Source organism: Bacillus sp. GC_Bacil_1 (assembly GCF_026540675.1).
In the GTDB taxonomy this organism is placed as follows: domain Bacteria; phylum Bacillota; class Bacilli; order Bacillales; family Bacillaceae_G; genus Bacillus_A; species Bacillus_A cereus.
This window is the reverse complement of the sequence record NZ_JALNUG010000012.1, coordinates 1-11,782: the sequence shown is the minus strand read 5'-3', so window position 1 is coordinate 11,782 and position 11,782 is coordinate 1. Positions and strand designations below refer to the sequence as shown.

Below are 11,782 nucleotides of genomic sequence, written 5' to 3'. Positions count from 1 at the left end.
CCTTTTCTATCCAAAATAGCGATGATAAATCGTTTTTGCTTCGCTTATATGTTTCGTTCCATGTACGAGCACACGGCCATCTTTAAAGACGACTAACCTCTTGTCTTCAACAGAAAATGATAATAAATATGGATTTACATTTAAATCATTCACGCGACCTTCCAGCAACTCTTTATATTGTTCAAAATTCATTTCTTCTTTATGAGGTGGTCTAATTTGAACTGTATTTCGCCCGCATAAAACTGCTGTTTTTGATGTGTTCTCTTTATTTAAATACGGATACAATGCATTCTCTCCACATGAAGGACAATTATGCTGGCGAAGCTTTTGTACATTCATACATGAATACTCATTCTTCCACATATCAAACGATACAAGCCCATCTCGAAGTGATTCGTAATCTTCTACTAACAGTTTAAGAGCTTCTGTTACTTGATGAGAAACGACAAGAGATACAGCAGGTGATATAATACCCGCTGTATCACATGTTGCCCCGCCAAGCGGAATCGACTGTAATAAACATGATAAACATGGTGTTTTACTAGGAAGGATTGTGTAAGAAAGACCGTAACTACCTACACATGCACCGTAAATCCATGGAATAGAATATTTTTGTGCTATATCATTCACAATAAAGCGTGTTTCGAAATTATCAGTCGCATCAATCATTACATCAACGTTTGTAACAAGTTCTTCTAGCTCTTCAGCTGTTACATCTTGAACGAGAGCTTCTATTGTTACATCGCTATTAATCTCTTCTAAACGTTTTTTAGCCGCTATAGCTTTTGGAAGATTATTCTTTACGTCGCTCTCTGCATACAATTGTTGTCTTTGTAAATTACTCCAATCTACATAATCACGGTCAACAATTGTTATCTTGCCAACACCTGCTCTTACAAACATCTCTGCATTTGCACTACCTAATGCACCTGCACCGATAATAAGCACATGCTTTTCTCTTATCTTTTGCTGTCCTTCTTCTCCAATTGGAGAAAATAGTTCTTGGCGAGAATATCGATTATTCAACTACGCTCATTCCTTCTAAAGGACTACTTGCAGTTGCACAACGCTTACGTGCAATACGACCTGCTTCAAATCCTAAACGGCCTGCTTCAATACTTAATTTCATTGCCTGCGCCATTTTAATAGGATCTTTCGCTCCTGATACAGCTGTATTTAATAACACGCCATCTGCTCCTAATTCCATTGCAAATGCCGCATCAGCTGGGCTACCAATACCGGCATCGATGATAACTGGTACTGTCGCTTGTTCAATAATGAAGCTCAAATTTAATGGATTTACAATACCAAGTCCGGATCCGATTGGAGATGCTCCTGGCATAATCGCATGCACGCCAAGCTCTTGTAATTTACGTGCTAATACAACATCATCAGATGTGTACGGAAGTACGATAAATCCTTCTTCCAGTAACATTTCAGATGCCTTTAACGTTTCTACCGGATCCGGTAATAACGTTCTATCATCACCAATAACTTCTACCTTTATCATGTCACAAAGCCCAGACGCTTTTGCTAATTTTGCAATACGAACAGCCTCTTCAGCATTTTTTGCCCCTGCTGTATTTGGTAATAACGTATATTTTTTCACATCAAGTTTCTCTAATAAATTAGGTTGCTTTGCATCAAAGATATCCATACGACGTACCGCAAACGTTAAAATTTCAGCTTCAGAAACGTCAATTGCCTTTTGCTGTACGTCAAAATCAGGGAATTTACCTGTTCCTAATAAAAGTCTAGAATGAAATGAAAATGGTCCAATGTTTAACATAATCAACCGCCTCCTACGAAAGTTACAATCTCAATTTGGTCTCCATCAAAAACAGATGTATCTGTATGATCATCTTTTTGTAAAATATCTTTATTACGCTCTACTACAACAATTCTGTTATCTAGTTCTAAATGTGTAAGTAGCTCAGCTACTGTTTTTACACTCGCTGGCACTTCAAGTTGGTTACCATTAATTTTTAACTTCAAACTTCCATCCCCTTTCTAAACTCTTCTAGAAAGCAATGAATCTAGCAAATGATTTTCTTGCTTTCCTTCTATTAAATCAGCCATATACTGACCAGAAACAGGACTTAATAAAATACCGTTTCGATAATGCCCAGTACAAGCATATAAACCTTTTATTTCTTCATGCTCTCCCATATAAGGAGCTTCATGATTCGATTGTGGTCTTAATCCTGCCCATGTACTTTCCCATTCTGCTTCTTTTAAAGCTGGCAATATTGTATAAGCACGCTCCAATATAGAAGTTATACTTTCTGGCTGCACAGTTTTATTGAACGTATGGGGCTTCATTGTTGCCCCAATTACGTAAAGCCCACCGCGCTTTGGAGCAATGTAAAATCTTTCTTGAAAAATAGGTGCTTTTAAAAGTTGTTTTCTACTCTTTACCGCAACCACTTCTCCTTTAACTGGATATGTACCCCAATCGCGGTGAAAATAACTGAGTAACTTCGTGCTCCATGAACCTCCTGCAATAACGACTTTCTCACATGTGACAATACCTTCGCTCGTAAAAATTCCAGTCACTTTATTATTTTCAATACGAATATCAAACACTTCTGTCTGTTCATATATATCAGCACCTGACATTGCCGCAGAATGTGCGAATGCTTTCGTAAGCTCTGGTGCAATAACATGACCGTCTTTCGGATAATATACTGCTCCTATAATGGATTCCGATAGATACGGCTCTTTTTCCCGCACATGGTCTCCCGTTAGAAAGTAGGAATTTTCACCTGTTTTTTGCTGCCAATCCATAATGTGAAGAATTCTTTCCTTCTCATCTTCATTTTGAGCAATACGATAAATTCCTTTTTCTTCATATCCAATATCAATACCCGTCTTTTCACGTAAAACTGCTGCAAGTTGTGGAAATATAGCTCGGCTTTCTCTAGCAAGTTCAAATAGCGGATCATACGCATCCCATTCTGCTTGAACACCAAGTAAACCAGCAGCTGCTTTCGAAGCTTCCGATGCAATTCTTTGCTTCTCTACAATCGCTACTTTATGTCCTCTTTCTGCTAGAAAATGTGCAACTGAACTACCAATTACACCACCACCAATAATCGCTACATCATACTTCTCACACATGTTTTTCCGCCCACTTTCTTATTGATTCCTTATAAGATTTAGCTTTGCTATACGGGTCACTACTACTTACAATTCCGGACATAACTGCTATACCGCTTACACCGTTAGTAAGGACATCCACTGCGTTTTCTGGAGTAATTCCTCCAATTGCTGTAATCGGTATAGATAAACACCTTGCAATGTCAGAAATTTCTTCAAGCCCTCTCGCTGGCACACCTTTTTTACAATCTGTCGGAAATACATGACCATAAACAAGTGAATCTGCTCCATTTTTAAATGCTACTATCGCTTCATCTAGCGAATGCACAGAATAACCGACATGCAAATACGAAAACTTTTCTTTCACTGACTTTACATCTGTGCTTCGATACCCTAGTTGAACACGAGGAATATTTAATAAAATTGCAATATCAATTCGATCATTTATGACAATTTTAGAAGCCGGAAAGCCTTCCATTAAAAGACTTTCCACACCTTCATATAACTCCTTCGTACTCTTCTCACGCTCACGAATATGCAAATAATCAATCTCACTCTCAATTTGCATCGCTACATTCACTAACTCTTCGAATGGCATATGGCCATTTGAGATTACGTGGAGCTCATTTTTCATATTCATTCGCCTACTTTAAAATATTTTCGAATAGTTCATCGGCTGGAACGGTTTCTTTCGTCATTCCTTTGTCCTTCAGCCATTTATTTTGTTTCTCCCAAGATTCTTTTGAATCTGATAAAAATGGCTCATCTTTCGTTTCCATCTTCTCTAATAAAATTTTCATACTTTCCTTTTCAACTTCTGGCACAAGTGGGAAGTTTTCTTTTTCTTGATGATTTAATAAAATATTCAATGCTTCATCTGGGTTTTTCTTCATGAAATCATAGCCTTTTTTCGTACCACGTAAGAAAGCTTGCAACGCTTCTTTATCTTTTTTCAACGTTTTATCACCTGTTACAAACACAAGTTCATGATAGTTCGGTACTCCGTAATCAGCTGGATTAAAGTAAGCTGGTTCATGGCCTTCATGACGCATAACCGGTACTTCATGATTAATGTATGCCCCTGTTACCGCATCCACTTTTTTCGTAATTAAGGCTGGCACTAAATCAAATCCAACATCAACTACTTTCACTGTATCAGGATTACCACCAGCTTCTTTTACCATCGTTTTTAAATACATCTCACTTAAAGGTGTTCCAGAATATCCTACTGTTTTTCCTTCTAAATCTTTCGGTGATTGAATACCCGCTGCTTTCAGCGATACGACATGATTTAATGGTGAACGTACGACAGCCCCAATTGATTTCACTGGAATTTGCTCATTTGCTCTTGCCATAACAACATCTGGCTGATAATACAAGCCAACTGTCACCTTCCCTGCTGCTGCCAATGTTAATGGATCAGTCGGATTAGAAGGGAATTTAATATTTACCTTTACACCTTCTTCTTTAAAGTATCCTTTTTCAATTGCTGCATAAATAAAGCTATGTACCGCATTTGGATACCAATCTAACATGACTGTTATTTCTTTCTCTTTTTTACTTTTTTCTGATGCTGAATTACTTGAACATCCTGTAATCATTGCAATTAATAATGTAAACACAAAGATGCGCTTTAAAAATTTCATGAATGCTTCCTCCAACTAATGAATTTCTTTTCTAATATGGAAATAAGTACGACGAAGAAAATAGCTAATAATGATAACAATACAATGGGTGCAAATACGCCAGCTCCATCTAACTGCGTCATCATTCTCTTACTGAAATATCCAAGTCCAGCTTGTGCACCGAGCCATTCTCCAATTGCTGCTCCGATAACACTAAGCGGAACTGCAATTTTTAAAGCTGAGAAAAAATAAGGAAGAGCAGACGGCAACTTTAATTTAAGAAAAATATTTCTTTTCGTTGCTCCATATGTAACTAAGAGCTCCTCCCATTCTTTTTTTGTACTACGCAGTCCATCATACGTATTGACCGCAATCGGGAAAAACGTAATTAAAACTGTGACAACAACCTTACTCCAAATTGTGTATCCAAACCATAAAACAAATAGCGGAGCAAGCGCAGTAATCGGAATCGTTTGTGAAGCAACTAATAATGGATAAAATGCTCTTTCCATCCATGTACTCGCATTCATTAACATCGCTAGCCCTACACCTAATACGATAGAAATAACAACACCTATTAAAACGACGTATAACGTTGCAGGTAAATGAACCGTAAATAATATGTCTTTTAGTTTCCATATCTTCATTACAATCGCAGACGGTGACGGTAAAATGTACATCTCATCTACAATTCTTGCTCCTATTTCCCACACAGCTAGTAAAATACTAGAAAGTGTAATAGCAGGAACTAATTCTTTCAATCGGTTCATCACACAAGTACCTGCCTTTGTAACATACTAAGAAGCTCATCTTTCAGCGCTAATACTTCCGGTTTATATAAATCTTTTCGTGTTCTGTTATGATCAAGTGGTACAATCCGCTCAGTCAAAGTCGTTATCGGCTGCTGTTCCACTACTAAAACTCGGTTCGAAAGAAATAACGCTTCTTCAACATCATGAGTAATGAATAAAATTGTTTTTTCCCACTCTTGCCATTGTTCAAACAGCCATTCTTGCAAAGAGGCCTTCGTTAAAGCATCTAACGCGCTAAACGGTTCATCTAATAACAATATCTCCCCGCCCGTTAACAAAGTTCGGATAAAAGATACGCGTTGCCTCATACCACCAGATAAATCTTTCGGATGTTTTGTCTCATATCCTTGTAAACCAAATTTATATAACAGTTCCTTTGCCTTTACTTGTGCTTCTTTCTTCTGTACACCTTGGCACTCTAGCGGCAGAGCAGCATTCTCAATAATTGTTCTCCACGGCAAAAGCATATCTTTTTGCGGCATATATCCTACAAGATGGTGCTTTGTTTCTGTCAGTTCTATCTTTCCAGTACTTACCTTCTCTAGGCCTGTAATAAGGCGAAATAAAGTACTTTTCCCACATCCACTCGGTCCGATAATACTGACAAACTCTTTCTCATGTATAGAAGCATTTAATTCATGGATGATTGATTTCTCATCGTAATGAAAAGAAACATTATGAAACTGTAGTATGTTCTTGCTCCTCAAATCCCCACATCTCCTTACGATAGGACATATCCCAGAATAAATATTCAAATCGACTGGAATATAAGAAAATCTCCTCTAATCTATCTAGTTCTTTCTCAGACTTTCCAACTGCCATTTCATTTAATAAATCTATTAACCAAATACAAAGATTACCGTATTCTTCCGAACTATATCCTTGAATCCACTCACCAAAAAACTCATGATCTCTTGCTCCAGGAATATCATTTAAACGCTTTCCAATTTCCCAGTAGCTCCACATACATGGAAGAAGCGCTGCTATTAATTCTGCAAGTGTGCCATTTTGAGATACAGACATCATGTAATTTGTATAAGCTAAATTTTTAGCAGACGGTTTTGCAGACTCTATCTCCTCTATAGAAATTCCAAGTCTTTTTGCATATTGTTTATGGATTGTCATTTCGCCATTTAATATTCCATCAATTTGTTCAGCGAACTTTCCCATTACTTGTGGATTCGTTGCTTTTACAACACCAATCGCATATAATTTTGCATAATCTAGTAGATATAAATAATCTTGAATAATATAATACTGAAATTTATCTTTTTCTAACGTGCCATCTCCCATACCCACTACAAACGGATGATTATGACTCATCTCCCAAACCGGTTGCACAGTTTCTAATAATCTATCGCAAAATTTCATTTCTCTATCCCCTTTCAATATATGTATCTAAATAAAAAACCACTTCTATATATAAGAAGTGGTTACAGCAAATAAAATTATACATTTATTCGATGTTCCACTTCCCTTCGCTAGTATTACCTAGATCAGGTGTTATAAGGGTTAAGGATTATTCCTCTCTCAGCAAATCAAGCACCCCTAGTGGTTTCAATATGAAATTTTCAAATAAAAAAGCCCCGTTTCTATACGCAAAGAAACGGGGACTCATTGTTAGTGTCCGAATTGCTTCCCTACGCTAGCATAATCTAGATCAGGTAATAAAAAGGATCAAAGGCTTACGGCCTACTCTCAGCTGGCAACACCAGCTCTCCTAGCAAACTATAAAATTATCACTGTCAGTATAACACCCTAATAAGACATCATCAACTATTTTAATTTTCTTAATTATCAACAAAAAATTAAAGTTATACAATATATACATTCTATTTTAGAAAATAAAACTCCAATTAATTGTTTAAAAAGGAATCATTATCCTCAAAAAATTTATTTTTATATTGATTTCATATTACATTTATGTGAATACACCCACTATATTATATCTTTATACTATAATAAAATTACAACTATACAACTAGAGGAGGTCTCTATTCCATGAATATGAAAGCTACTGCTTTAACAGCAACTACTGTAGCGATTGCTTCTTTACTTCCTTCTATGGGTGAAACAAATGTACAAAAAGCAAACGCTGAACAATTATCTAATGTTAAAACTGGGTATGTCAAAGTCGATCAAGTAGCATTACATACAGAAGATAACGTAAAGAGCACATCAATTGATACAATTCGCTTTAATACAAAAGTGAACATCCTTGAAACAACTAATGGTTGGTATAAAGTATCTGTTCATAATAAAGTAGGTTATGTACAAAAAGATGCTATTTTACTAAAAAACAAACTTCAATCTAATGATCAATACATCGTCAATGCTAATGCATTAAACGTTCGCTCTGAACCTAATTTAGAATCTTCCATTTTAGATGTATTACCAAATGGCAAGTTTATTACCATTCAAGAAGATCAAGGCGAATGGTATAAAATATCACATAATGGCCAAACGGGTTACGTACAAAAAGCATTCATCACTAATGGTTCACAACCCTTAGTAAAAGGAATCACCGTTCAAAATAATACAAAATATACTGTTGCAACACCTAATCTGAATGTACGTAGCAACACTAGTACAAGTAGCGCTCTACTCGGTTCATTACAAAACGGTACACAAGTACAAGTAGTAGAAACTGTAGGAACTTGGTATAAAATTCGTTTTGGCACAGGATACGGATATGTAGCAAAACACTATGTAGTACAAAATCAACCACAGACTAAAACAGATCAGCCTTCATCTATTCCAGCTGCTTTCAAATTCCCTGCTCAAGGAAGAATTAGCTCAACCTTTGATATACGCTGGGAACAAATGCATTATGGTATAGATATTGCTGCTCCAGGGAACGTCTCTATCCAAGCTGCTGCTGCAGGTAAAGTTGTGAAATCTTATTATTCAGCTAGCTATGGCAATGTTGTGTTCATTGCGCATCAAATCAATGGGAAATTATATACAACTGTTTATGCTCATATGAAGGATCGCACTGTACAAACTGGTGATCAAGTACAAGCTGGACAATTAGTAGGTCATATGGGCAACACAGGTCATTCATACGGGCAACATCTTCATTTTGAATTACATAATGGAGAATGGAATTTTGAAAAAACAAATGCAGTAAATCCACTGCCATATTTAGTTAGGTAAATTGTATGCCACGCAATATACCTCTTATAATTGAATACGCAGCCTTTTTAGGTTTAATCTGTTGTTTAATCATTTACAATACAAACATTGTATTTTTATCTATTATTATTGCTTTTGTTGCATTAGAAATTATGATGGAATCATTTCAAGTGCAACTAAAACAAAAAATTGCCCATATTTATAACGCTATATTTCTTTTGAGTGCTCTCATAACAAATATAATTAGTAATGGCTTTTATTTATCTACTGTATTTCCAGTATTCTTTATGGCTGTTTTATTATTTGTAGCTAGATATATTAATGTCCCTTATAACCAAAAACAAAAACAAGAACAAGAAGCTTAGAAAGAGGAGACACTGTGTACCAATCTTTCAAAGATGCTCCAATAAAATACATATTGCATTTGTATAAGAAAGCCAATACTTTTTTTGGTATACAAGGAAGTTATACTGCACAACTTCTCCTATATGGAATGTTGTTTCTTGTTTTAATCACTTTCTCCTTGTTTTACTAACAAAAAAGGATCTCACATAAACTGGAGATCCTTTTTAATTTATATTAATTTTTCATATCGAAAATATTGTTTATCCACAAGCATATTTTTCATAAATAAAGCTCAGATTATATTTTTTCTCTAAGCTCATTCGTTGTTCGTCATCGCACCAATAGAAAAGAATATCATGAATCGTTGCGTAACGCTTATTTTTAAGAAATAGCCTAAAGAATGATGGTAAACAATCATGTAATTGTATAAATATATAATTGCGTAGTGTTTCTTCTTTATATTCAATGCCCTTACAAATATACAGTAATTCTTCACAATAATATGCATGCTGTGGAACTTGTATCATCTCGAAAAATGGCACATAAGATAGTAGCTTTCCAATAAAATGACCGTATCGATCCATTACTCCTATCGTCATATGCTCCATCATTTCTTTCATTACATATAAATAATCATCTACATGTGTTGTCTTTAATGGGTCTAAGCGATCGGAAATTTGAGATAATACAGCTCTTTGACATGCTAAAACTGCCTGACTAGGTCCATAATATGATAGGAAATCTGTACACTTACGATATTTCCGTAATAAATCATGTGTATATAAATCATATACGAAAGTATTACAATACATTGCTAAACTCATCATATCACTATTTAATTGCTCTTTTGATAATGATTTCGCTCTCTTGCACATATAAAAGAATGTAAATTCCAATACTTCTTTATGAGATAATAAATGTTTACAATCGGTTATACATTTCTCATTAAATTTAACTCTATCCCAAATTTCAATATCCCTATCTGTCAATTCACCTATACGATATTTAATAATTAAATAGTTTAAAGCAACTGATTGCGTCAAAAGATCCCATGTTTCATATTCCAATGAAGTATGAACAAACTCAGCTAATCCTTGTGCTATCATAAAAGCATTTGCCTCTTCATACCAACCAATCTCTTGGCATAAGCGAAGAATACGCACTAAAGTTGGAATTTCATCTTTATGAAACTGCGGTAAATTCTTTACTTTATTCATGCCATATACGATAAATGCCGCTAAATTTTCTTCTTTATAAAATTCTTTCTCTTTCCATACTAATATAGTTCGTTCTTTCCCCTCACCTTTTGGGTGACAAGGTACAAGCAAAGAAAATAATTCAGCAAAATTATTTGGTTCTATATATGTATCTGTAACCAAATTCCAATTTGGATCGCCCTGTACAGCCTTCATATAATTCCCCTTCCCTTTTCATCTATGTAGGAAATATTAATTTATTATCGTACCACTAAAAATTAATATTGTTATATTCAAAATCTCTCATAATACTTATATCTATCAGTATATCATCTTTTCTCTTATTAAAAATGAAGAATAACAAATTTAAAAAAACTGTGGAAATTATTAACCATATCCTTATTATATAATGTCTCAGATACATCACGCTAACATATTAGTTTAATCCATATATACTAGAATAATGTATCTGAACTTTATATATAATTTAGCTCTTTATGATTGACCATTAAACTCTCGGTTAATTAAAGTTTCAATTTACTCTGTCCGCTCTGAGATTTCGCTCAAGGCAAATCCAGCTTGATCATCTGCCGATTCCCTTATAGCTAAATCCCCTAGTGCTAACATGCCAATAAGCTGACCACTATCAACTACTGGTAACCGTCTAATTTGATACTGTGCCATTAGCTCTGTAGCTTTTTCAATAGAATCATTTGGAGAAACTGAGATAATATTTGTTGTCATTACATTTGTAATTTTATTAGATCCAGGATGTTTTTCAGCAATCCCTCGAACAACTAAATCTCGATCAGTAACAAGCCCAATAACTTGCTCATTTTCAACAACAGGAATTAACCCAACCGATTCTTCCTTCATTTTTACAGCTGCCTCATATACATTGTCTAGCGGTGTACAATGTACAATATGGGTACTCATTAAGTCTCTAACTCGTGTCATTATTTATTTCCTCCTTTTTATACATACCATAGCTTTTCCAAAATTCCTTTATTTATTTCTGGAAAGTAACATGATAAAAAGGATCAACAAAATAAAAAAGAGCCAGCATAATGCTGACTCTTTTTTGTATGACCCGTACGGGATTCGAACCCGTGTTACCGCCGTGAAAGGGCGGTGTCTTAACCACTTGACCAACGGGCCATGGCTCCGCAGGTAGGACTCGAACCTACGACCGATCGGTTAACAGCCGATAGCTCTACCACTGAGCTACTGCGGAATAATATATGGTGGGCCTAAATGGACTCGAACCATCGACCTCACGCTTATCAGGCGTGCGCTCTAACCAGCTGAGCTATAGGCCCATATACTTTACAGGGGCAGTAGGAATCGAACCCACACTGGAGGTTTTGGAGACCTCAGTTCTACCTTTAAACTATGCCCCTAAATGATGCCGGCTAGAGGACTTGAACCCCCAACCTACTGATTACAAGTCAGTTGCTCTACCAATTGAGCTAAGCCGGCATAAAAAAAATGGTGGCTCGGGACGGAATCGAACCGCCGACACGAGGATTTTCAGTCCTCTGCTCTACCGACTGAGCTACCGAGCCAACAT

At 35.8% G+C, this 11,782-nt stretch carries 13 protein-coding genes, 6 tRNA genes and 2 riboswitches; of the genes, 2 read left to right on the top strand and 17 right to left on the bottom strand.

The genetic code is table 11. The annotated features are described in order from the left end of the window. Window positions 1–6: 6 nt before the first annotated feature. Genes thiF through tenA form a run of 9 tightly spaced genes read right to left on the bottom strand, consistent with a single transcriptional unit; the run spans window position 7 to window position 6,907 of the window. Complete coding sequence (gene thiF, locus OXT04_RS18420) at window positions 7–1,026, bottom strand: thiazole biosynthesis adenylyltransferase ThiF (RefSeq protein WP_267416527.1); 1,020 nt, start codon at window positions 1,024–1,026, stop codon at window positions 7–9. Further along, window positions 1,019–1,789: a thiazole synthase gene (gene thiG / locus OXT04_RS18415; RefSeq protein WP_043936747.1), complete on the bottom strand. Its 771-nt coding sequence runs from the start codon at window positions 1,787–1,789 to the stop codon at window positions 1,019–1,021. Before thiG ends, thiF begins: the two co-directional genes overlap by 8 nt. Window positions 1,790–1,791: 2 nt before the next feature. After that, complete coding sequence (gene thiS / locus OXT04_RS18410; RefSeq protein ID WP_016082796.1) at window positions 1,792–1,995, bottom strand: sulfur carrier protein ThiS; 204 nt, start codon at window positions 1,993–1,995, stop codon at window positions 1,792–1,794. Window positions 1,996–2,010: 15 nt separating this feature from the next. Then, a complete protein-coding gene (gene thiO, locus OXT04_RS18405) occupies window positions 2,011–3,120 on the bottom strand; it encodes a glycine oxidase ThiO (RefSeq protein WP_097821452.1) in 1,110 nt (369 codons plus the stop codon). After that, on the bottom strand, window positions 3,113–3,733 hold the full coding sequence (tenI, locus tag OXT04_RS18400; protein ID WP_000787167.1) for a thiazole tautomerase TenI: 621 nt from the start codon (window positions 3,731–3,733) through the stop codon (window positions 3,113–3,115). The genes thiO and tenI overlap by 8 nt, the downstream gene beginning before the upstream one ends. Window positions 3,734–3,743: 10 nt before the next feature. After that, the gene (locus OXT04_RS18395; RefSeq protein WP_098570425.1) at window positions 3,744–4,745 is read right to left on the bottom strand and encodes an ABC transporter substrate-binding protein; all 1,002 of its coding nucleotides are present in this window, start codon (window positions 4,743–4,745) and stop codon (window positions 3,744–3,746) included. Beyond that, window positions 4,742–5,494, bottom strand: a complete 753-nt coding sequence (locus tag OXT04_RS18390) for an ABC transporter permease (RefSeq protein WP_097821454.1) — start codon at window positions 5,492–5,494, stop codon at window positions 4,742–4,744. Before OXT04_RS18390 ends, OXT04_RS18395 begins: the two co-directional genes overlap by 4 nt. Continuing rightward, on the bottom strand, window positions 5,494–6,243 hold the full coding sequence (locus tag OXT04_RS18385; RefSeq protein ID WP_097821455.1) for an ABC transporter ATP-binding protein: 750 nt from the start codon (window positions 6,241–6,243) through the stop codon (window positions 5,494–5,496). The genes OXT04_RS18390 and OXT04_RS18385 overlap by 1 nt, the downstream gene beginning before the upstream one ends. Beyond that, on the bottom strand, window positions 6,212–6,907 hold the full coding sequence (gene tenA, locus OXT04_RS18380) for a thiaminase II (RefSeq protein ID WP_000666826.1): 696 nt from the start codon (window positions 6,905–6,907) through the stop codon (window positions 6,212–6,214). The genes OXT04_RS18385 and tenA overlap by 32 nt, the downstream gene beginning before the upstream one ends. Window positions 6,908–6,992: 85 nt before the next feature. Continuing rightward, window positions 6,993–7,096: riboswitch (TPP riboswitch) on the bottom strand. Window positions 7,097–7,156: 60 nt separating this feature from the next. Continuing rightward, window positions 7,157–7,268, bottom strand: a riboswitch (TPP riboswitch). 269 nt (window positions 7,269–7,537) lie between these two features. On the opposite strand from tenA, the gene OXT04_RS18375 reads away from it, so the two are divergent. Beyond that, a complete protein-coding gene (locus tag OXT04_RS18375) occupies window positions 7,538–8,692 on the top strand; it encodes an SH3 domain-containing protein (protein WP_267416512.1) in 1,155 nt (384 codons plus the stop codon). A gap of 5 nt (window positions 8,693–8,697) precedes the next feature. Next, entirely contained in the window at window positions 8,698–9,036 is a 339-nt protein-coding gene (locus tag OXT04_RS18370; RefSeq protein ID WP_001137818.1) for a hypothetical protein, read from the top strand. 240 nt (window positions 9,037–9,276) lie between these two features. Here the strand turns inward: OXT04_RS18370 and OXT04_RS18365 are convergent, their stop codons facing one another. From OXT04_RS18365 to OXT04_RS18330, 8 genes are all read right to left on the bottom strand, one after another. Further along, the gene (locus OXT04_RS18365) at window positions 9,277–10,428 is read right to left on the bottom strand and encodes a DUF3965 domain-containing protein (RefSeq protein ID WP_000648915.1); all 1,152 of its coding nucleotides are present in this window, start codon (window positions 10,426–10,428) and stop codon (window positions 9,277–9,279) included. Window positions 10,429–10,749: 321 nt separating this feature from the next. Next, window positions 10,750–11,169, bottom strand: coding sequence for a CBS domain-containing protein (locus OXT04_RS18360; RefSeq protein WP_016513712.1), 420 nt, complete (start codon window positions 11,167–11,169; stop codon window positions 10,750–10,752). 129 nt (window positions 11,170–11,298) lie between these two features. Continuing rightward, window positions 11,299–11,370 (bottom strand) — tRNA-Glu (locus OXT04_RS18355). 1 nt (window position 11,371) lies between these two features. Then, window positions 11,372–11,446 (bottom strand) — tRNA-Asn (locus OXT04_RS18350). Between the two features lie 8 nt (window positions 11,447–11,454). Beyond that, window positions 11,455–11,531: transfer RNA gene (locus tag OXT04_RS18345), tRNA-Ile, on the bottom strand. A gap of 10 nt (window positions 11,532–11,541) precedes the next feature. Further along, window positions 11,542–11,612: transfer RNA gene (locus OXT04_RS18340), tRNA-Trp, on the bottom strand. Between the two features lie 6 nt (window positions 11,613–11,618). Next, window positions 11,619–11,691, bottom strand: a tRNA-Thr gene (locus OXT04_RS18335). 10 nt (window positions 11,692–11,701) lie between these two features. Continuing rightward, window positions 11,702–11,777 (bottom strand) — tRNA-Phe (locus tag OXT04_RS18330). Between the last annotated feature and the right edge of the window lie 5 nt (window positions 11,778–11,782).